Source organism: Streptococcus anginosus (assembly GCF_900636475.1).
GTDB classification, from domain to species: domain Bacteria; phylum Bacillota; class Bacilli; order Lactobacillales; family Streptococcaceae; genus Streptococcus; species Streptococcus anginosus.
Genome location: NZ_LR134283.1, coordinates 1873555 through 1894006 on the forward strand (window position 1 = coordinate 1873555; position 20452 = coordinate 1894006).

Here is a 20452-nt window from a genome sequence, read left to right on the forward strand (position 1 = left end):
TTTTATTTTAGAAGAAAGTAAACGAGTCTGGGACATTTTTGTCTCAGACTCGTTTTTACTAGTAGAGTATTCTATTCTTCTTTTTTCTTTAAATGGAGCAAGTAGCCACTGACAAGAATGAACATGCTAGCAATAACCAAGCTGCTTTGATTTTCTTTGCTTCCTGTTTGTGGAAGTTGAGCTTTTCGAGTAGCGTTCATGATTTGAGGTTGAGGAGTATAGCGTAGGGTTGTAGCTTGACCAGCCTGAGGTTTTTGATTGATGATTTCAACAACTTCAGTAGAAGGTTTTTGTTCTTTCTCAAGATCTTTCAGTTGAGCTAATTGACTGCCAAAGATAGCATTGGATACCCAACGGTAGAAATGAATCGTGTGAAGACGGTTTGTTGGGTTGCCAGCATAAATAAAGAGTGGTTGTTCTTTGTAGCTACCAGAAATAGCTACAATTTTATTGGCTAACTGTTCATTACCTGGCCACCAACCAGCGATATAATAATCACTGCCAGCAATCGAAGCTAATGTCTTGAAATTTGCAGGTACTTTAGCAATCCAATTTCCAGAGTTAGAATAGAAAAGATCATTCTTATTGTAACCACTAGTCAACGGATCTTTGTCATCAATGATCGCTTTCATCAAGCCTTCATAATCACCACCATTTTTGAGTTGCTCTGCGTCAAAGCCGTCAACCACACCGAGTTCTTCAAGGCGTTGCATAGCAGTTCCGCCTACTACAATAGTTGGCTTCAGACCAAGGAGGGACTTGTCAAAGTTGTCACTTTCTAAAACAATCACATCAGCTTCTTCAGGGGTATTGACAATGTCAAATCCTAAATTCTTCAAAGCAAGAGCGGTATGAGCAGGAGTATCCACACCAGCCCAATAGTATTGATGAGGCGGTGCATAAACTTTTAGAGCTTTTAAGGTTTGCCCTTGAGGAGTTTTATAAAGGGCATCTCCATAGATTGCATAGTTTTTCAGCAGGTTGGCAAAAGTAGGTGTATCCACGATGTAGCCATCGTCTGTCAAATAAACTTTCTTACCGTCTCGGATTGCACGATTGACAGCGCGAACGGCACTTTCTGAAGTATTGGCAATGACATAATATGGTGCTTTGTGGTCAATTTCGCTAGTCCGAGTAGCACGAAGAGCAGTTACTTCACCGAGTTTACCGTCAAAGAGTTTTTCTTTAAAGACTGCTACTGCTTTGAATCCCCTCATATCTGGGAAATTAACCAGCAATTCTGCATACATAGCGGCCCAAGCAGATTCGTTGGAGCCCTTGTAGAGGATATGGTTGGCATAGCCACGTTTAGCTTGTGCCATATCAACAACCAAATCACCCTTCTTATAACCGCCAGTGTCTTCCTTCAATTCTTGAACGACAACGCCGTTTCTCTTGAAGTATTCAATCATATTATAGGCCTGTTGGGAGTCATTGCTCTTATCAAGTCCCATTGGAATCACATAATAATCGGGGAAGAATTTCTTTTGTCCATGTTTGATACGACCGACCACTTTACCATCTGGTCCAACTAATTCATTTTCAGCTTTTGGATCTTCTACTTTGTTCACGCCACGAAGGTAGAAGTTGAGGCGCATTTCCATGAGTTTATCAGGATTTTGGGATAAATAATCAATTCCTCCCAAAACAGCATGGAAACCAGCCTTGTAAGATTCTTGATTTCCTTGAGGGATTTCAATAGTGTGTCCTAGAATGCCATGATACATGCCATAAACACCAGTATAACCAGAAAAAGAGTCGTCCCAACCGTCGCCCCAGTCTAACTTCGGAATGATGTAGTGATCATAGTTAGAATTGGCAACGCCAGCACGTCCCATGTGATGAGCATTTTCTAGCATAAGGTCTGCTAAAAGATCATACTCAAAGTTTGGATCGTGCGGTGGAGTTGCTGGCTCAATCAGGAAGTCCTTGACAAAGCCGTGGATGTCGTAAAGTGCAATTGGATTCCATTTATTGATAAGTCCAGCAACCGTGCGAGTTTCAGGGTTTGTCTGATAGCTCGTATCGCGGTTAGGATCCAGACCATTTGCAAGTGCACGTGTATTGGCAACATCTCCGTCAGGATTTTCTGTGAAATCAAAGAGGAAGATGAATTTCTTGAGAAGGTCTTTAACGGAGAGGGTTACGATTTTTTGTGTTCCATCTGCTTGAGTTGTTTTAAAGCTGATTTGGTCTTGGGTTGCGAAAGAATTGAACAAGCCGGTAATAATATCGATAGCAGGTTGCTCATCCGCATGTGTATTGTTAATGAGGATAGGAAGTTTATAGTTCAACTTGCCATCTTTGAGGGCTGCCAACATTTCAGCGGGTTTGGTTAGCGCCATTTTATTGGTTGAATTGAGGTAATCATCAATGCTTTTTTGATCAGAACTGATAATGCCTAACTTAATTTTCCGTCCTTGAGCGCTGGTACCAATGTTTTCAATTTTAACAAGCCGATCATTTTTAGCTTCTTGTCGACTTTTTTCAATAGCAGCTAACATTTCTTCGTGAGTATGGAAGTTTTCATACGGTCGGAAAACAAGTGTTTTTCGAATTGTCAGACCGGATTCTTCATCTGTTCCAACGAGCTCATGATTTCCGATGAATTGCCGATAGGTTCTGCGGATATTATTTGGCGTCCGAAGACTTAAATCCTTTCCAAATAATTCATTAAATTTGAGAGAAAGTTTGAGGTCAGAGCCATTAGTTGTTTCCTCAATGGTGACAAAGGAATCTCCTGAAAAGTCTCCTTTTTCCATATTCCAAGTTTTCCATTCAGCGATTGGTTTATTATCTAATTTCCAAGTCACCTTGCCAGCAGCGGCTCCTTGTTCCTGTACAGTCTCAGTAATGGTAGCTTTTTCAGACATATGGACTGTACTATCAGCTAATTGAACCTTTTTTTCTTCTGTTTCAGCTGCTCGTGTTTCTGGTTTTACAGGTGTTGCAGGAGTCTCTGTTCCGGATTCGTTTGTAGTAGAAGTCGAACTGTCTATTGAAGGAGCACTTTCTGATTTGTGTGCTTCTTCTTGATTGGTTGTTGTGGGAAGCTGAGCTTCGGCTGATGAGGAATCTGGTGTCGCTGTCGCTTCTGTTGTGTTTGTTTCCGTACTTGACTTTTCGGCAGGGACTACCGTTTCTGTCTTGTTAGCAATAGGCTGTGTCTCCGTGCTATCTTGCGTATCTGCAGCAGCATTTCCTTGCGTTAAAACTGCAACAAGAACGGCAGCTGACAAGCTGAGAACATTTGTGTACAATCGTTTCTTATATGAATTTTTCATAAGAAACCTCCTTTATGAAATTTGAGGGCATCAAAAATAACGAAAATAGCTCTTAGTTATTCTCTGTTTTTTTTCTTCCCTTACTTATTTGAAGTATACAAAGATAGTATACCAGAAAGTGTAAACGGTTTCAATCAAAAGTGTAGACAAAAAATAGAAATATATCAAAATAAATAGATATGTAATGAATTTTGGCAGGAATTGAATAGCAGAAAATCCCAAAGCACACACTAAAGACGATCAAAGAATAAATTTCACCTCGAAAGTCTGACAATGTTCTAACGAAGAAGGTTAGAGGTAAGACTTTTGCAACTGAAATATTCTTTAATCCCTAGAGAAAGGAAACCTTTTAAGACAAGTTGTTAAAGGTAAGATATTTTGAAAAGAATGAAGAAAAAGTAGGTTGTTTTTGTATCGATTTCTGGGAGTGAGTAGGAAATTTGACGATGGGGAAATTGTCTTAAAAGTGGTATAATATCATATATATTAAAGATTTTAGGAAGATGGGATATTATGAGAAATTCACTATGTGAAAAAATAGTATGGTATGACTCTCGATTTTAGAGTTGACAGCAATCAATAAAGAAGTAATAGTGAAGCGGCGTAAATAAATTAGAATTTGTGGGAGGAATCATAGTGAATGAATTTAACGAATATGTACGTGAATGTTTTTCTACAGTTGGTGATATTGCCATAAAATCCATGATGGGCGGATACCTTGTATATTTTAATGGTAAGCTGATAGGTGACATTTGTAATAATGAACTGTTTTTAAAGAGAACGCCGACATCGGACAGACTTCTTGCAGATTCAGAACTGCGTTATCCGTATGAAGGGTCAAAGACTCTGATGCACGTATTCGACAAATTTGAGGATGCGAATTTGATTGTAGGATTACTGGGAGGAATGTATACGGAACTGCCCGAGAAGAAACCTAAGAAAGCCAAATGAGATTGACAAACTTCAGTTTGTTGAAATTAAATAATTAAATAAAAACAATAATATAGCAAATTACAAAACAGTAAATCAAAAAGATACTTGACAAAACGCTTTAGGACAGAGCAAACCAGTTTTCGGGTAGCCTGTCCGACCCTCGGATGAAGTGAACGAGTTTTCGTTCAGTCCGTTGACCGAGATGACGAGCTTATCTTCGCCGAGTATCACGACAAGGCCAACCAGCTTTTGAAGAAGGCCAGCAGGCGACCAAAATTTTGATTGACCAGATTGAGGGGTGGCATCAGGAAGAAAAACAACAAGTGCTGGATTGTAGTGTTCATTGGAAAGAATCAACAATCAATTGATAACGATTAGGTAGAGCTTGAGGGATAAAAGTCGTATTTTTCTCTTTCGGTTTATGCAAATTTCCTTTACTTATGCTACAATAGGAAAAAGGATGTTGATTGGAGTAAAAAAATGAAAGCAATTATTACGGTTGTTGGTAAGGATAGAACAGGGATTGTGGCAGGAGTTTCGAGCAAAATTGCAGAGCTTGGGTTGAATATTGATGACATTTCGCAGACTGTTTTAGATGAATTTTTCACCATGATGGCGGTTGTTTCTAGTGAAGAGAAGAAAGATTTTACAGAATTGCGCAATGAATTTGAAGCCTTTGGCAATACACTTAATGTCAAAATAAACATTCAAAGTGCAGCGATTTTTGATGCCATGTACAATATCTAACAGAGGTGAAAAATGGATATAAAGCAAGTTACTGAAACGATTGCCATGATTGAGGAGCAAAATTTTGATATTCGGACGATTACCATGGGGATTTCACTTCTCGACTGTATTGATACGGATATTGAGCGAGCAGCAGAAAAAATCTATCAAAAGATTACAAGGAAAGCTAAAGATTTGGTGGCAGTTGGTGATGAAATAGCCGCGGAGCTGGGTATTCCCATTGTCAACAAGCGTGTCTCGGTGACTCCGATCGCCTTGATTGGTGCTGCGACAGATAGTGATGACTATGTGCCTTTGGCAAAAGCACTGGATCGAGCAGCAAAAGAAATCGGTGTCGATTTTATCGGTGGTTTTTCTGCTCTGGTGCAAAAGGGCTATCAAAAAGGGGATGAAATCCTTATCCGTTCCATTCCGCGAGCTTTAGCGGAGACTGATAAGGTTTGCTCATCTGTTAATATTGGATCCACCAAGTCAGGAATCAATATGACAGCAGTTGCAGATATGGGACGTGTCATCAAGGAAACTGCAGAACTTTCTGACATGGGGGCAGCGAAATTAGTTGTTTTTGCCAATGCGGTCGAGGATAATCCTTTTATGGCGGGTGCTTTTCATGGCGTTGGCGAAGCTGATGTCGTCATCAATGTAGGCGTTTCTGGTCCTGGTGTCGTCAAACGTGCCCTTGAAAAAGTTCGCGGCGAAAGTTTTGATGTAGTGGCGGAAACAGTCAAGAAAACAGCCTTTAAAATCACTCGGATCGGTCAGCTTGTCGGACAGATGGCTAGTGAGCGGCTGGGTGTTAAATTCGGGATTGTTGATTTAAGCTTGGCGCCAACACCTGCTGTCGGCGACTCTGTTGCCCGTGTTCTGGAAGAAATGGGCTTGGAAACAGTCGGTACGCATGGCACAACGGCAGCCTTGGCTTTACTCAATGACCAAGTGAAAAAAGGCGGTGTTATGGCTTGTAATCAAGTTGGCGGTTTATCTGGTGCTTTCATTCCAGTTTCAGAAGACGAAGGGATGATTGCAGCAGTTCAAAATGGATCTCTCAATTTAGAAAAATTAGAAGCCATGACCGCTATCTGCTCGGTTGGATTGGATATGATTGCCATTCCAGCGGATACACCCTCTGAAACGATTGCCGCTATGATTGCAGACGAAGCCGCTATCGGGGTTATCAATCAGAAAACAACAGCGGTGCGGATTATTCCTAAAGGAAAAGAAGGCGACATGATTGAGTTCGGCGGTCTTTTAGGGACGGCACCAGTGATGAGAGTCAATAAAGCTTCATCAGCTGATTTTATCGCGCGTGGTGGACAAATTCCAGCACCGATTCATAGTTTTAAAAATTAAAATGAGAGTGGGACAGAAATCAGTAGTTTCGTAGAAACTTGATTTCATCGTCCCACCTCCGCACGGTTGAGTAGGGCTGCAAAAAGTTGATTTATCAACGTATTAGGGTCCACTCAGCCACTGCGTCTTATAATTATGACTATATAAGCAAAGGAAGCTGAGCACTTTTGTTCCAGCTTCTTCTTTTGAAAAGGGGGATTGAAATGGCAAAAACGAAATTATACATTATTCGTCATGGAAAAACGATGTTTAATACAATTGGTCGGGCACAAGGTTGGAGTGATACGCCACTTACGGCTGAAGGGGAACGTGGCATTCATGAATTAGGAATTGGTTTGCGAGAATCAGGACTTACATTTACAAGGGCTTTTTCTAGCGATTCTGGGCGGACGATTCAGACCATGGGGATTGTCCTTGAAGAGCTCGGTTTAACCGGCAAAATTCCTTATACCTTTGACAAACGGATTCGTGAATGGTGTTTTGGCAGTTTTGACGGTGCTTATGGTGGCGATCTGTTTCACGGCGTGATTCCACGAGTGCTGGATGTAGAAGACTATAAGAAACTAACCTTGCAGGAATTGGCAGACGGTCTAGTAGAAGTGGATACAGCTGGCTGGGCAGAGCCTTGGGAAAAGCTGAGTGGACGTATTTTAGAAGGTTTTACAGCCATTGCAAAAAATGTAGAGGCTTCTGGCGGGGGCAATGCTCTTGTCGTCAGCCACAGTATGACAATCGGTGCCTTTGCTTGTTTGATTGATCCGTCTATCATTTTAAATCCTGGTGTGCAAAATGGCAGTGTAACGGTTGTGGAATATGAAAATGGGAAATTCACCATTGAAGCGTTAGGAGACATGGCTTATCGCCAAGTGGGTGCTAAAATATTGGAAAAACAAAACTAATCATAAAAACGGGAATGTGAGAAAAGTTATTTTTTACAAATGGTGACTTTTGTCTTACTCCCGATTTTTCTTTCATCTCTCAAACGACTTTCTGCAAAAAATGATATAATATAGTAAGAAAAACGGAGGTAAAATATGGCAAAAACAAGATTATACATTGTTCGCCATGGGAAAACCATGTTTAATACAATCGGTCGGGCGCAAGGCTGGTCTGATACGCCTTTGACTGCTGTGGGGGAACGTGGAATTCGTGAGCTAGGAATTGGACTTCGCGAGTCGGGGCTGCAATTTGCAAAAGCTTTTTCTAGCGATAGCGGGCGGACGATTCAAACCATGGGAATTATGCTAGAGGAACTCGGATTAACCGGACGTATTCCTTATCGCACAGACAAACGACTTCGCGAATGGTGTTTTGGTAGTTTCGATGGAGCTTATGATGGTGAGCTATTTATGGGAGTGATGCCCCGTGTTTTCAATGTAGAGCATGTTCATCAATTGAGTTACCCTGAGCTGGCTGAAGGCCTGGTAGAAGTTGATACAGCTGGTTGGGCTGAGAGTTGGGAAAAATTGAGCAGCCGCATTTGGGAAGGATTTTCAGATATTGCCAAGGAAATCGAAGCTGCTGGTGGTGGCAATGCACTGATTGTTAGCCACGGTATGACCATTGGAACATTTGTGTACCTCATTGACCAAACAAGACCGCATGGTTTAGACAATGGTAGTGTGACCGTCATTGAATACGAGAATGGTCAGTTTACAGTTGACTGCATTGGAGATATGTCTTATCGTGAGGTTGGCAAGAAAATACTGGATGAAATTGAGTAAGAGTCATTTTTTTAATAAAAATAATTTAAGAGGTTGAGATAAGCGTTGATTTTTGGGAACGACTTTCTCTCCTTTTTTATTGCTAAAAATACTTGACAAGTATATCGAGTTTCGATACAATGTATATATCGAAGTTCGATATATCGAGGTGAATAGTATGGATGATAAATTAAGACGGATTTATGTTCCCATGACAGAGACGGGATTTTATATCTTATTTTGCTTGCAAAAAGAAAGTCATGGTTATAACATTACACAGAAAGTAAAAGAACTGACAAAAGGGCAGGTTGTAATTAGTCCGGGAACTATGTATGGAACTTTGTCTAAAATGGAGAAAGATAGTTTGATTGTTTTTTCTCACGAAGAGGAGAAACGTAAAATTTATCAGATTACAGAAATAGGACGAGAGATTTTGGAAATAGAACTGAAACGAATTGAGCGACTTTATCGAAATAGCAAGGAGGATGTGTGATGGAAAAGAAAACGACTTATAAAATCTTTACGATTGCAGATTACGACGAAGAAGCAGCCTATTTGCGGAAGATGCACAAGGCAGGATGGCAGCTAGCTAAAGTTAATTTGTCGCCTTTTTTGCTAGCGGCAAAATATACTTTTGAAAAATGCCTACCAGAAGATTACAGTTATCAGCTGGATTTTCAGCCCTTAGAGAAGGCAGAGCAGGCTCATTACTTTCAGTTGTTTGACGATTATGGCTGGGAACATGTTCTAGATTTCAATAGTTTTTCTTATTTTCGTAAGCCAGTATCAAAAATTAAAAGCGAAGAAGAATTCGAGATTTATAATGATTCTCGATCGAAGTTAGGAATGATGAAACGGATTGTTGATCAGCGCTTGTTGCCAGTTATAGCAGGCACACTTGCGCTCTCATCCTCAGTTTGGATGATTATGAAACGTCATTCGTCCTTTAGTTTGCTAACTTATATCATTCTAGTGATTGTTTCCACTCTGTTATTACTTCTTTTGGGAATACTAATCCATATTGTTAGACGATTCTTGATAAAAAGAAGGGAGCTGACAAATTTGGATGATTAATATGTTGAGAAAGAAAAAAGCTTAGATTATTGTGAAATTCTGTCTTACAGATTGTCATCATTCTTCCCTAATTTCTCTTGACTGGTTACCTTTTATAAGGTGGTATGGTTTGCTTTATACAATTATTTTTAAAATAGAAAAGGATTTTTTATGAAAAAAATTTTAATGAACGATAAAAAAACAATTTTTACTGTCGAATGTGACAGGATTGCTATTTCTTACTGCCATTTTGTTTCCTAACTATTTCCATTGGAACTTTGAAAAATTAAATTTCTTGGGTTGGCTAACAAATGTCATACTTCTGTTGTTGCCGATTTTAGCGGCTGTGGAATTACTCCTTTATATATGTCTTGTGAAAAAGAAGAAAAACTAGGTCCTCAGACTGATTTTTAGCACTCTTGCAAAAAGAGTGCTAATTTTTTGAGTTTTTGTCTTGACTTTAAAAATGAACCGTGTATAATAGAATCATAAGTTAGCACTCGGGTGTGTAGAGTGCTAAACAAAAAATCTCATATTCCAGCTCAAAGCTGAAAGGGGTGATGTCATGGTAACGGAACGTCAGAATGAGATTTTAAACTTGATCATTGACATCTTTACAAAGACCCATGAGCCAGTCGGATCCAAAGCCCTACAAGAATCAATCCAGTCTAGCAGCGCGACGATTCGTAATGATATGGCTGTTCTTGAAAAGCAGGGGCTTTTGGAAAAAGCGCACACATCAAGTGGACGCAAGCCAAGTGTGGCGGGGTTTCAATACTTTGTCAAACATTCCCTTTCCTTTGATCGTCTTGCTGAAAATGAACTTTACGAAGTAATCAAGGCATTTGACCATGAATTCTTCAAATTAGAGGATGTTCTTCAACAGGCAGCAGACGTTCTTTCAACGCTAAGTGGATGTACGGTGGTAGCACTTGATGTAGAACCAAGTCAACAACGCTTGACGGCTTTTGACATTGTGATTCTCAGCCAGCATACAGCTTTAGCAGTCTTTACTTTGGATGAGTCCAATACGATTACTAGCCAGTTCATGATTCCCCGTAATTTCTTGCGAGATGATTTGATTCAGCTGAAAGAATTGATACAAGAGCGTTTCTTAGGACAAACAGTTCTTGATATTCACTATAAGATTCGGACAGAGATTCCACAAATTATCCAGCGTTATTTTACAACGACCGATAATGTTATGGATCTTTTCGAGCATATCTTTAGTGATATTTTCAAAGAAAATGTCATTGTATCTGGTAAGGTGAAGTTGCTGAATTTTTCAGATCTAAAGAGTTATCAATTCTTTGACCAACCGCAAAAAGTGGCTTTTGAAATTCGAGATAGTTTAGCTGAAGATCAAATGCAGACGGTGCGCGTGGCAGACAGCAGAGAAAGCAGTCTGGCGAATTTGACGCTCATCTCTAGCAAATTTCTCATTCCTTACCGGGGATTTGGCATGCTAGCGGTCGTTGGACCAGTCAATTTAGATTATCAGCGAGTTGTCAGTCAACTCAATGTTGTCAATCGCGTTTTAACGATGAAGCTCACAGATTTTTATAGATATCTGAGTAGCAATCATTATGAAGTGCATTAAGGCGACAGAGCTGATAGCTATAGATAGAAAAATACATAAAATACCATAAGGAGGTGCCTAGTGGCAGCAGAAAAACAGCAAGAAGAAGCAAAAAAAGAGGACATTTCGGTAGAAGAAACGTCTGAAGAAACAACAGAGGTAGCTCCTGAGAAGTCCGAATTGGATTTGGCGAATGAGCGCGCAGACGAATTTGAAAACAAATATCTTCGTGCAGCTGCTGAAATGCAAAATATTCAGCGCCGAGCAAATGAAGAACGTCAACAATTGCAGAAATATCGTAGCCAAGACTTAGGAAAAGCAATTCTTCCTTCGTTGGATAACTTAGAACGTGCCTTGGCAGTTGAAGGGTTGACTGACGATGTCCGAAAAGGGCTAGAAATGGTACAGGAAAGTTTGATTGCCGCCCTTAAAGATGAAGGAATTGAAGAAGTTCCGACAGACGGTGAGTTTGATCACAACTTCCATATGGCTATTCAGACGGTGCCGGCAGATGATGATCACCCAGCTGGAAGCATCGCACAAGTCTTCCAAAAGGGCTATAAACTCCATGAACGTCTCCTAAGACCAGCTATGGTAGTGGTAGCAGAATAAAAAGATCTCGTCCGAAACGACGGTAAACTATGAAGAAAGAAAATATATTTTCGCTCTACTAGACCGTGAGCGAAGTGAACAATTGGCGACACTCTTCACCGTGGTGCTCTCTGCGCAAACTTTAATAAAGAGCTTGACATAGTCAAGCTCTGATAGCGCCGCCACTTAAGAAGAGTATCAAAAAAGAAATTCTAAATAAAGAGGAAAAAATAATGAGCAAAATTATTGGTATTGACTTAGGTACAACAAATTCAGCAGTTGCAGTTCTTGAAGGAACTGAAAGTAAAATTATTGCAAATCCAGAAGGTAACCGTACAACCCCGTCTGTTGTGTCTTTCAAAAACGGTGAAATCATCGTTGGTGACGCAGCAAAACGTCAAGCAGTGACAAACCCTGATACGATTATCTCCATTAAATCAAAAATGGGAACTTCTGAAAAAGTTTCAGCAAATGGAAAAGAATATACTCCACAAGAAATCTCAGCTATGATTCTTCAATACTTGAAAGGCTATGCTGAAGATTACCTTGGTGAAAAAGTAACCAAAGCAGTTATCACAGTTCCTGCTTACTTCAACGATGCGCAACGTCAAGCAACCAAAGACGCTGGTAAAATCGCTGGTCTTGAAGTAGAACGGATTGTCAACGAACCAACAGCAGCGGCCCTTGCTTATGGTTTGGACAAGACAGATAAAGAAGAAAAAATCTTGGTATTTGACCTTGGTGGTGGTACATTTGACGTGTCAATCCTTGAATTAGGCGACGGTGTCTTTGATGTATTAGCAACTGCAGGGGACAACAAACTCGGTGGTGACGACTTTGACCAAAAGATTATCGACCACTTGGTAGCTGAGTTCAAGAAAGAAAATGGTATTGACTTGTCAACTGACAAGATGGCTCTTCAACGTTTGAAAGATGCGGCTGAAAAAGCTAAGAAAGACCTTTCTGGTGTAACGTCTACTCAAATCAGCTTGCCATTCATCACTGCGGGAGAAGCTGGACCTCTCCACTTAGAAATGACCTTGACACGTGCGAAATTTGATGACTTGACTCGTGAGCTTGTGGATCGCACAAAAGAACCTGTTCGTCGTGCATTGTCTGACGCTGGTCTTAGCTTGTCAGAAATTGATGAAGTTATTCTTGTTGGTGGTTCAACACGTATCCCAGCCGTTGTGGAAGCAGTAAAAGCTGAAACTGGTAAAGAACCAAACAAATCTGTAAACCCTGACGAAGTGGTTGCTATGGGTGCTGCTATCCAAGGTGGTGTGATTACTGGTGATGTTAAAGACGTTGTCCTTTTGGACGTAACACCGTTATCACTTGGTATCGAAACTATGGGTGGTGTATTTACAAAACTTATTGACCGCAACACGACTATTCCGACTTCTAAGTCACAAGTCTTCTCAACTGCTGCTGATAACCAACCAGCTGTGGATATCCATGTTCTTCAAGGTGAACGCCCAATGGCAGCAGATAACAAGACACTTGGACGTTTCCAATTGACAGACATTCCTGCTGCACCTCGTGGTATCCCTCAAATTGAAGTAACATTTGATATTGACAAAAATGGTATCGTGTCTGTTAAGGCTAAAGACCTTGGTACGCAAAAAGAACAACATATCGTTATCCAATCGAACTCAGGTTTGACAGATGAAGAAATTGACCGCATGATGAAAGATGCAGAAGCAAACGCCGAAGCAGATAAAAAACGTAAAGAAGAAGTAGATCTTCGTAACGAAGTGGATCAAGCTATCTTTGCAACTGAAAAGACTATCAAAGAAACAGAAGGCAAAGGCTTTGATGCAGAACGTGACGCTGCTCAAGCTGCTCTTGATGAATTGAAAAAAGCCCAAGAAAACAACAACTTGGATGACATGAAATCAAAACTTGAAACACTCAATGAAAAAGCGCAAGCTCTCGCTGTGAAACTTTACGAACAAGCGGCTGCAGCCCAACAAGCTCAAGCAGGAGCAGAAGGTGCAAGCCAAACAAATACAGGCGACAACAAAGGTGATGATGTCGTAGACGGTGAGTTTACTGAGAAATAAGACGCCAAAGCAAAATGGCTACTCGAAGCAGCTCATCTGCTAACGCTTGCCACTATAAGGCGGTCGAGCTAGACGGTTTACTAGCTCGAAACCCCCGTCGTAACGATGAGATAGGAGTATCTCAGGAAAATCCTAAAACCTCCTTTGTCACATCTTGGCAAGAAGAATTGCGGATTATAATTTAGTGCTTGCTCAATCTTACTTGTAGCCGATTTGTAACAGATAAATTCAGGGGTTGATAAACCAACCTCTGTTTTTGGATAATGGAATCTTAGAATTGAACATGCCCTAAAAAAGTTCGTTCTGTTAAATTAAAACGAAAGGAAAGTGTTCGTAACTGAACACGGGCTACGGACTGTGCCAAAAAGATAGTTTTTCCTAGAATCTCTGGATTCTTCGTCAAAACTCCTATTTTGGCTGTGCCCGCTTAACGCCCTTTGTATCTTATATTATGAACAATACAGAATATTATGACCGTCTAGGTGTCTCTAAGAATGCATCTCAGGATGAGATCAAGAAAGCCTATCGGAAATTATCAAAAAAATATCACCCAGACATCAATAAAGAACCGGGTGCTGAAGAGAAATACAAGGAAGTCCAAGAGGCCTATGAAACCTTGAGTGATGAGCAAAAACGAGCAGCCTATGACCAATATGGTGCTGCGGGTGCTAATGGAGGCTTCGGTGGTGGAGCTGGCGGTTTCGGTGGCTTTGATGGTTCTAGCTTTGGTGGCTTTGAAGATATTTTCTCTAGCTTCTTTGGTGGAGGCGGTGCAAGTCGCAATCCAAACGCACCTCGTCAAGGAGATGATTTGCAATATCGAGTCAACCTTAAGTTTGAAGAAGCCATTTTTGGCACAGACAAAGAAATTAAATACAATCGTGAGGCGACCTGTCATACTTGTCATGGCTCTGGTGCGAAACCAGGAACCAATCCAGTCACTTGTAGCCGCTGTCATGGGGCAGGCGTGATCAATGTGGATACACAAACACCTCTTGGAATGATGCGCCGTCAGGTGACCTGTGATGTCTGTCATGGACGTGGACAAGAAATCAAAGACCCTTGCCAAACTTGTCACGGAACAGGGCATGAAAAGCAAGCCCATAGTGTTCATGTTAAAATTCCAGCAGGTGTTGAAACTGGTCAACAAGTTCGCTTATCTGGGCAAGGTGAAGCTGGTTTCAATGGTGGACCTTATGGTGATTTGTATGTCGTCGTTCAGGTGGAATCAAGTGACAAGTTTGAACGGGATGGATCAACCATTTATTATAAGCTCAATCTCAATTTCGTTCAAGCAGCTTTAGGTGACAGCGTGGAAATACCAACCGTTCACGGTGATGTGGAATTAACCATTCCAGAAGGAACACAAACTGGCAAACGCTTCCGCCTGCGTGGAAAGGGAGCACCGAGCCTTCGTGGCGGCAGTATGGGAGACCAGTATGTCACAGTCAATGTTGTAACACCGACAGGACTTAACGACAAACAAAAAGCAGCGTTGAAAGAGTTCGCAGAAGCTGGTGATATGAAAATCAATCCAAAGAAAAAAGGTTTCTTTGATAAAATGAAAGATGCCTTTGAGCAATAAGAAAAGAGCAGTTTGACGCTGCTCTTTTATATTATAAGGATAAAATTGTGTGTTTTTCATCTTTGGTGATGACGCGCTTGATACCAGTTGGTTGTGTGGAAACAAGTTTTGCTAGAAAATTTGGGTAGGCTTGATACTCATCCATTCGATCTAGTGGAATCCATTCAACTGTTTCGGCAGCAGAAAAGCTTGGGAACTGCTGGCCTTTTGACTTCATCAAGTAATAAAAGGAAATTTCATGGCAATTCAGACCAGCTAATTTGCCAGAACTTTGTTGGAAAAAATTTTCGTGAATGAACAGCAATCGATCGATTTCGTAGTCCTGTCCAGTTTCTTCCTTAATTTCTCGAAGAATAGCTTCTTCTGAAGTTTCTCCTAGCTGAACAGCTCCACCTAAAGGATAAAAATAATCCTCGTTTGGATTGGTCATAAAAGCAAGCGCGCCTTCTTCAATAATGACGGCAGCAGCTTTGTAACGAAATCGAGATTTCGTTTCGCAAAAAGTAATATCAGTCATTTATCTTTCCTCCGTATTCTAGTGTAGCATATTTTTAATGAAAATCTGTCCCCGGACAGTTGTGTTTTTAGTTTCTTGTTTTCCAATTTATTTCTTGTTACAATAAACACATGACACGATATAAAGCGATTATTTCTTACGATGGTCATGACTTTGCTGGTTTTCAGCGGCAACCTCATGCTCGCAGCGTCCAAGAAGAGATTGAAAAGACTTTAACTAAAATCAACAGGGGAGAACTGGTAATCATTCATGGAGCTGGACGCACAGACAGCGGTGTTCATGCTTTGGGGCAGGTTATTCATTTTGATTTGCCACAAAAAAGAGATGAAGAAAAGTTGCGTTTTGCGCTTGATACGCAAACACCGGAGGACATTGATTTTATCAGTGTAGAAGAAGTAAATGAGGATTTTCATTCTAGATATTGGAAACATAGTAAGACCTATGAATTTATAGTAGATGTTGGACGCCCTAAAAATCCTATGATGCGCCATTATGCAACGCATTTTCCTTATCCTTTGGACATTTCTTTAATAAAAAATGCTATTGCAAAGCTCGAAGGAACTCACGATTTTACGGGTTTCACAGCTTCAGGGACTAGTGTGGAAAATAAAGTTCGGACGATTACAGAAGCACGCTTAGACTTTGATGAGAAACGTAATTTTCTGATTTTTACTTTTTCTGGCAATGGATTTTTATATAAGCAAATTCGCAATATGGTCGGTACTTTATTGAAAATTGGAAATAAACGAATGCCAGTTGAGCAAATTGATAGAATTTTAACAGAGAAAAATCGTCATTTGGCTGGACCAACAGCAGCACCAAACGGACTTTATCTAAAGGAGATACGATATGAAGAATAACTTTATTTTAGCTATATCAGGAAATGATATTTTTAGTGGTGGCGGACTGCATGCTGATTTAGCAACCTACACGGTCAACCAACTGCATGGTTTTGTGGCGGTGACTTGCTTGACCGCTATGACAGAGCAAGGTTTTGAGGTTATTCCTGTAGACACGACCGTCTTTGCTCAGCAGCTCAATTCTCTCAAGAATGTGCCTTTCTCAGCCATTAAACTGGGGCTTTTGCCAAATATAAAAGTGGCAGATTTGGCTTTGGATTTTGTGAAAGCTCATGCAGAGATTCCTGTTGTGTTAGATCCTGTCTTGGTTTGCAAGGAAACCCATGATGTGGAGGTTTCGGCACTTCGAGATGAGCTCATCAAGTTTTTTCCTTATACAAACATTATCACGCCTAATTTACCAGAAGCTGAACTCTTGGCTCAAAAAGAGTTGCGAACATTGGAGGATGTCAAAGAAGCAGCTAGACATCTCCATTCTTTGGGGGCTAAATCCGTTGTTATCAAAGGAGGAAATCGCTTAGATGCTCAAAAAGCGATAGATGTTTTTTATGACGGCGAACAATTTCAAATTTTGGAATCACCTGTTTTAGAAAACAATAACACGGGCGCTGGCTGCACCTTTGCTTCCAGCATTGCCAGTCAGTTATTACTAGGAAAATCAACTTTTGAAGCAGTTCAAAACTCAAAAGAATTTGTTTACCGAGCTATCCAACATTCAGACCAATATGGAGTTGTTCAATATGAAAAAGAATCAGACGCATAAACTTGTCCTTTTATCCATGATTGCTGCGTTGACAGTTGTTTTGGGATATTATTTAAAAATTCCAACGCCAACGGGAATTTTAACTTTTCTTGATGCAGGAATTTTCTTTACCGCCTTTTATTTTGGTAGAAAAGAAGGAGCAATTGTTGGTGGTTTAGCCGGATTTCTTATTGATTTGATTTCGGGTTATCCGCAGTGGATGTTTTTTAGTTTGATTTTTCATGGTCTACAAGGCTATTTTGCTGGTTTTAAAGGGAAAAGTCGTTATCTTGGTTTAGTATTAGCGACGCTTGTTATGGTAGGAGGTTATGCTCTCGCTTCCACGATTATGCATGGTTGGGGAGCAGCTTTTCCAGAAATATTTCCTAACTTTTGCCAAAATACCTTAGGAATAGTTGTCGGGGCAATCTTAAATAAACTGTTAGTAGATGTTTTGAAAAAATAAAGTAAATAAGGGGTGTTGTGCCCTTTTTACTTTTAAGAATTTCAGTTTGTAAAAGCGATAAAAATCATTTATAATACAATTAAAACGAGGTGAAATCATGGATTTACAAGAATTGAAAAAACAAACACAAATCATTTTAACAGATGTTTTAGAAAAATCAGCCCTTTCTTCCGGTGATATTTTTGTACTGGGCTTGTCTTCCAGTGAGGTGATTGGAGGACATATTGGAAAAAATTCCAGCCAAGAAGTGGGAGAAGTTATTGTAAAAACTATGCTGGAGTTGTTATCCGAGCGCGGTCTTTATTTAGCTGTTCAAGGATGCGAACATGTGAATCGCGCTTTGGTCGTGGAGAAAGAATTAGCGCAAAAACAAAACCTGGAAATTGTCAATGTCTTGCCAACTCTTCATGCTGGTGGAAGTGGTCAATTAGCAGCTTTTAAATATATGAACAACCCAGTTGAAGTGGAATTTATTACGGCTCAAGCAGGGATGGACGTCGGAGATACGGCAATTGGTATGCATATTAAGCACGTCCAAATTCCAGTACGACCAATTTTACGAGAACTAGGAGAAGCGCATGTGACTGCGCTTGCCAGTCGTCCAAAGCTAATCGGTGGAGCGCGAGCTGCTTACCAAAAAGATAAAATTCGGAAAGCATAAAGAGCAAAATCAGCAAATGGACGGAAAAATCGTTAAATTTTTCATTAGAAAATTTGTGAAATAACGTGTATTTATGGTATAATTGATTGTATTCAATAAATTTTAAGGAGAAATGACAGAATGTCTGTATCATTTGAAAACAAAGAAACAAATCGCGGAGTTTTGACATTTACAATCAGTCAAGAACAAATCAAGCCAGAATTGGATCGCGTGTTTAACTCAGTTAAGAAAACTCTGAATGTACCAGGTTTCCGTAAAGGTCATCTTCCTCGTCCGGTGTTTAACCAAAAATTTGGGGAAGAAGCTCTTTACCAAGACACACTGAACGCCCTTCTCCCAGCTGCTTATGAAGCTGCTGTTAAAGAAGCAGAGATCGAAGTTGTTGCTCAACCACAATTTGATGTGGCGTCTATGGAAAAAGGTCAAGATTGGACCATTACTGCGGAAGTGGTTACAAAACCCGAAGTAAAATTAGGTGAGTATAAAAACTTAGAAGTATCTGTTGATGTCTCTAAAGAAGTATCTGATGCAGATGTAGATGCAAAAATTGAACGCGAACGCAACAATTTAGCAGAACTTGTATTAAAAGAAGACAAGGCTGCTAATGGTGATACAGTTGTGATTGATTTTGTTGGAACAGTTGACGGCGTTGAATTTGACGGTGGTAAAGGAGATAACTTCTCACTTGAACTTGGAAGCGGTCAATTCATTCCAGGTTTTGAGGATCAATTGGTTGGACATGCTGCTGGTGAAACAGTAGAAGTAAACGTGACATTCCCAGAAGACTATCAAGCAACAGACCTTGCAGGTAAAGATGCTAAGTTTGTTACAACCATTCATGAAGTCAAAGAAAAAGAAGTTCCAGAACTAGATGATGAACTAGCGAAAGACATTGATGAAGATGTTGAAACACTTGACGAATTAAAAGAAAAATACCGCAAAGAATTAGCTAAATCAAAAGAAATTGCTTTTGATGACGCAGTCGAATCTGCAGCGCTTGATCTTGCAGTAGAAAATGCAGAAATCGTTGAGTTGCCAGAAGAAATGGTTCACGAAGAAGTTCACCGCTCTGTAAATGAATTCCTTGGAAACATGCAACGTCAAGGTATTTCACCAGATATGTATTTCCAAATTACTGGTACAACGCAAGAAGATCTTCACAAGCAACATGAAGCTGATGCTGAAAAACGTACTAAGACAAACCTTGTGATTGAAGCTGTTGCGAAAGCAGAAGGATTTGAAGCAAGTGATGAAGATATTGAAGCAGAAATTGCTTCTCTTGCCGCTGATTACAATATGGAAGTAGAACGCGTTCGTCAACTTCTTTCAGCAGATATGTTGAAACATGATATTGTGATTAAAAAAGCCGTTGAATTGATTACAAGTACTGCAAAAGTAAAATAATCGAGCGATAACATAAGGCAAGTTCAGTCAGAGAATTGGCTGAATTGCCTTTTTGCTTCTTTTTATATAAAAGCGGAAGTCATTTTAGTGAGAAAGTGATTTTCTTGAATAGAGGATAAAATTCTTTTGACGAAAGCAGATTTTTATCGTACAATAAAAAGTAGCGAAAAATTCAATAAATTAAATATTTGAGAGCCAACAGGGCGGAAGCCCTCAGACTTAAAAGGAGATTGACTTTGGAATTAGAAGTATTTGCTGGACAAGAAAAAAGTGAACTTTCTATGATTGAAGTAGCGCGTGCTATCTTAGAAACACGTGGTCGCAATCATGAAATGTATTTTAATGATCTTGTCAATGAAATTCAAAATTACCTTGAAAAATCAAATAGTGATATTCGTGAAGCCTTGCCACTTTTTTATACAGAGCTAAATGTAGACGGCAGTTTCATTCCTCTTGGAGATAACAAATGGGGCTTGCGTTCATGGTATGCGATTGACGAGGTGGATGAAGAAATTATCACACTTGAAGAAGACGATGAAGAAACTCCGAAGAAACGGAAGAAGAAACGTGTGAACGCCTTTATGGACGGTGATGAAAATGCTATTGATTACAGTGATGATGATCCAGAGGATGAAGACTCATACGAAGCTGATCCTGCTCTAAGTTACGACGAGGACAATCCGGACGACGAGAAGAGTGAAGTTGAAGCGTATGATGCTGAAATCAATGAAATCGCACCTGATGATTTAGGTGAAGAAGTCGAACTCAATGAAGAGGACGAAGATTATTCTGACGATGAAGTAGATGGAGAAGATGAAGAATAGTCAAATTTAATGATGTATTCTTATTTTCTTATTTGACAAAAGTTTTATTCTGCGATATTATAATATCGGGCACTTCTTTTAAGAAGT

Annotated in this window: 20 protein-coding genes and 1 pseudogene; 19 read left to right on the plus strand and 2 right to left on the minus strand. The window is 40.0% G+C overall.

From position 1 onward, the window contains the following. Positions 1-71: 71 nt before the first annotated feature. Complete coding sequence (locus EL079_RS09330) at positions 72-3284, minus strand: LPXTG-anchored zinc carboxypeptidase (RefSeq protein ID WP_018543584.1); 3213 nt, start codon at positions 3282-3284, stop codon at positions 72-74. 636 nt (positions 3285-3920) lie between these two features. On the opposite strand from EL079_RS09330, the gene EL079_RS09335 reads away from it, so the two are divergent. From EL079_RS09335 to dnaJ, 13 genes and pseudogenes are all read left to right on the plus strand, one after another. Further along, positions 3921-4235 (plus strand): TfoX/Sxy family protein, encoded by a 315-nt coding sequence (locus EL079_RS09335; RefSeq protein WP_018543583.1) that lies wholly within the window; start codon positions 3921-3923, stop codon positions 4233-4235. A 178-nt stretch (positions 4236-4413) separates the two neighbouring features. Beyond that, positions 4414-4585, plus strand: a pseudogene (locus EL079_RS09340) (substrate-binding domain-containing protein); the annotation flags it as partial. Between the two features lie 112 nt (positions 4586-4697). Next, positions 4698-4964, plus strand: a complete 267-nt coding sequence (locus EL079_RS09345; RefSeq protein WP_003026213.1) for an ACT domain-containing protein — start codon at positions 4698-4700, stop codon at positions 4962-4964. Between the two features lie 12 nt (positions 4965-4976). Continuing rightward, positions 4977-6314 (plus strand): PFL family protein, encoded by a 1338-nt coding sequence (locus EL079_RS09350; RefSeq protein ID WP_003031734.1) that lies wholly within the window; start codon positions 4977-4979, stop codon positions 6312-6314. Between the two features lie 203 nt (positions 6315-6517). Then, positions 6518-7213 (plus strand): histidine phosphatase family protein, encoded by a 696-nt coding sequence (locus tag EL079_RS09355; RefSeq protein ID WP_018543582.1) that lies wholly within the window; start codon positions 6518-6520, stop codon positions 7211-7213. A 135-nt stretch (positions 7214-7348) separates the two neighbouring features. Beyond that, positions 7349-8038, plus strand: a complete 690-nt coding sequence (locus tag EL079_RS09360) for a histidine phosphatase family protein (protein ID WP_003031732.1) — start codon at positions 7349-7351, stop codon at positions 8036-8038. Positions 8039-8195: 157 nt separating this feature from the next. Further along, entirely contained in the window at positions 8196-8510 is a 315-nt protein-coding gene (locus tag EL079_RS09365; protein ID WP_003031792.1) for a PadR family transcriptional regulator, read from the plus strand. After that, entirely contained in the window at positions 8510-9091 is a 582-nt protein-coding gene (locus EL079_RS09370) for a DUF2812 domain-containing protein (RefSeq protein WP_003031752.1), read from the plus strand. Before EL079_RS09365 ends, EL079_RS09370 begins: the two co-directional genes overlap by 1 nt. 544 nt (positions 9092-9635) lie before the next feature. Beyond that, positions 9636-10670 carry a heat-inducible transcriptional repressor HrcA gene (hrcA, locus tag EL079_RS09375; RefSeq protein WP_003031782.1) on the plus strand — a complete coding sequence of 345 codons (1035 nt, stop codon included), beginning with the start codon at positions 9636-9638 and terminating at the stop codon, positions 10668-10670. A 60-nt stretch (positions 10671-10730) separates the two neighbouring features. Further along, positions 10731-11261, plus strand: a complete 531-nt coding sequence (gene grpE, locus EL079_RS09380; protein WP_003031739.1) for a nucleotide exchange factor GrpE — start codon at positions 10731-10733, stop codon at positions 11259-11261. 212 nt (positions 11262-11473) lie between these two features. Further along, positions 11474-13306 carry a molecular chaperone DnaK gene (dnaK, locus tag EL079_RS09385; protein WP_003031777.1) on the plus strand — a complete coding sequence of 611 codons (1833 nt, stop codon included), beginning with the start codon at positions 11474-11476 and terminating at the stop codon, positions 13304-13306. Positions 13307-13320: 14 nt separating this feature from the next. Beyond that, complete coding sequence (locus EL079_RS09705) at positions 13321-13491, plus strand: hypothetical protein (RefSeq protein WP_155237281.1); 171 nt, start codon at positions 13321-13323, stop codon at positions 13489-13491. A 266-nt stretch (positions 13492-13757) separates the two neighbouring features. Then, positions 13758-14891: a molecular chaperone DnaJ gene (gene dnaJ / locus EL079_RS09390; protein WP_003031746.1), complete on the plus strand. Its 1134-nt coding sequence runs from the start codon at positions 13758-13760 to the stop codon at positions 14889-14891. A gap of 31 nt (positions 14892-14922) precedes the next feature. On the opposite strand, the gene EL079_RS09395 is transcribed toward dnaJ, so the two are convergent. After that, complete coding sequence (locus EL079_RS09395; protein ID WP_003031749.1) at positions 14923-15408, minus strand: NUDIX hydrolase; 486 nt, start codon at positions 15406-15408, stop codon at positions 14923-14925. 110 nt (positions 15409-15518) lie between these two features. Here EL079_RS09395 and truA point away from each other — a divergent pair, with 110 nt between their 5' ends. The 6 genes from truA (at position 15519) to rpoE (ending at position 20365) form a co-directional block, all read left to right on the plus strand. Further along, positions 15519-16268 (plus strand): tRNA pseudouridine(38-40) synthase TruA, encoded by a 750-nt coding sequence (gene truA, locus EL079_RS09400; protein ID WP_003031728.1) that lies wholly within the window; start codon positions 15519-15521, stop codon positions 16266-16268. Beyond that, positions 16258-17031 carry a bifunctional hydroxymethylpyrimidine kinase/phosphomethylpyrimidine kinase gene (locus tag EL079_RS09405; RefSeq protein WP_003031756.1) on the plus strand — a complete coding sequence of 258 codons (774 nt, stop codon included), beginning with the start codon at positions 16258-16260 and terminating at the stop codon, positions 17029-17031. Before truA ends, EL079_RS09405 begins: the two co-directional genes overlap by 11 nt. Continuing rightward, positions 17009-17476, plus strand: a complete 468-nt coding sequence (locus EL079_RS09410; protein WP_003031726.1) for an ECF transporter S component — start codon at positions 17009-17011, stop codon at positions 17474-17476. Before EL079_RS09405 ends, EL079_RS09410 begins: the two co-directional genes overlap by 23 nt. A gap of 97 nt (positions 17477-17573) precedes the next feature. Then, on the plus strand, positions 17574-18137 hold the full coding sequence (locus EL079_RS09415; RefSeq protein ID WP_003031763.1) for a TIGR01440 family protein: 564 nt from the start codon (positions 17574-17576) through the stop codon (positions 18135-18137). Between the two features lie 120 nt (positions 18138-18257). After that, positions 18258-19541, plus strand: coding sequence for a trigger factor (tig, locus tag EL079_RS09420; RefSeq protein ID WP_003031722.1), 1284 nt, complete (start codon positions 18258-18260; stop codon positions 19539-19541). A gap of 236 nt (positions 19542-19777) precedes the next feature. Next, on the plus strand, positions 19778-20365 hold the full coding sequence (rpoE, locus tag EL079_RS09425; protein WP_003031757.1) for a DNA-directed RNA polymerase subunit delta: 588 nt from the start codon (positions 19778-19780) through the stop codon (positions 20363-20365). Positions 20366-20452: the final 87 nt, after the last annotated feature.

Bases quoted from the DNA above. Each gene is read 5' to 3' on its own strand.
- dnaK (WP_003031777.1), top strand. From the start codon at position 11,474: ATGAGCAAAATTATTGGTATTGACTTAGGTACAACAAATTCAGCAGTT.
- EL079_RS09345 (WP_003026213.1), top strand. From the start codon at position 4,698: ATGAAAGCAATTATTACGGTTGTTGGTAAGGATAGAACAGGGATTGTG.
- EL079_RS09355 (WP_018543582.1), top strand. From the start codon at position 6,518: ATGGCAAAAACGAAATTATACATTATTCGTCATGGAAAAACGATGTTT.
- EL079_RS09330 (WP_018543584.1), bottom strand. From the start codon at position 3,284: ATGAAAAATTCATATAAGAAACGATTGTACACAAATGTTCTCAGCTTG.
- EL079_RS09705 (WP_155237281.1), top strand. From the start codon at position 13,321: ATGGCTACTCGAAGCAGCTCATCTGCTAACGCTTGCCACTATAAGGCG.
- EL079_RS09360 (WP_003031732.1), top strand. From the start codon at position 7,349: ATGGCAAAAACAAGATTATACATTGTTCGCCATGGGAAAACCATGTTT.
- EL079_RS09370 (WP_003031752.1), top strand. From the start codon at position 8,510: ATGGAAAAGAAAACGACTTATAAAATCTTTACGATTGCAGATTACGAC.
- truA (WP_003031728.1), top strand. From the start codon at position 15,519: ATGACACGATATAAAGCGATTATTTCTTACGATGGTCATGACTTTGCT.
- hrcA (WP_003031782.1), top strand. From the start codon at position 9,636: ATGGTAACGGAACGTCAGAATGAGATTTTAAACTTGATCATTGACATC.
- EL079_RS09415 (WP_003031763.1), top strand. From the start codon at position 17,574: ATGGATTTACAAGAATTGAAAAAACAAACACAAATCATTTTAACAGAT.
- EL079_RS09405 (WP_003031756.1), top strand. From the start codon at position 16,258: ATGAAGAATAACTTTATTTTAGCTATATCAGGAAATGATATTTTTAGT.
- tig (WP_003031722.1), top strand. From the start codon at position 18,258: ATGTCTGTATCATTTGAAAACAAAGAAACAAATCGCGGAGTTTTGACA.
- EL079_RS09365 (WP_003031792.1), top strand. From the start codon at position 8,196: ATGGATGATAAATTAAGACGGATTTATGTTCCCATGACAGAGACGGGA.
- dnaJ (WP_003031746.1), top strand. From the start codon at position 13,758: ATGAACAATACAGAATATTATGACCGTCTAGGTGTCTCTAAGAATGCA.
- EL079_RS09350 (WP_003031734.1), top strand. From the start codon at position 4,977: ATGGATATAAAGCAAGTTACTGAAACGATTGCCATGATTGAGGAGCAA.
- EL079_RS09395 (WP_003031749.1), bottom strand. From the start codon at position 15,408: ATGACTGATATTACTTTTTGCGAAACGAAATCTCGATTTCGTTACAAA.
- EL079_RS09410 (WP_003031726.1), top strand. From the start codon at position 17,009: ATGAAAAAGAATCAGACGCATAAACTTGTCCTTTTATCCATGATTGCT.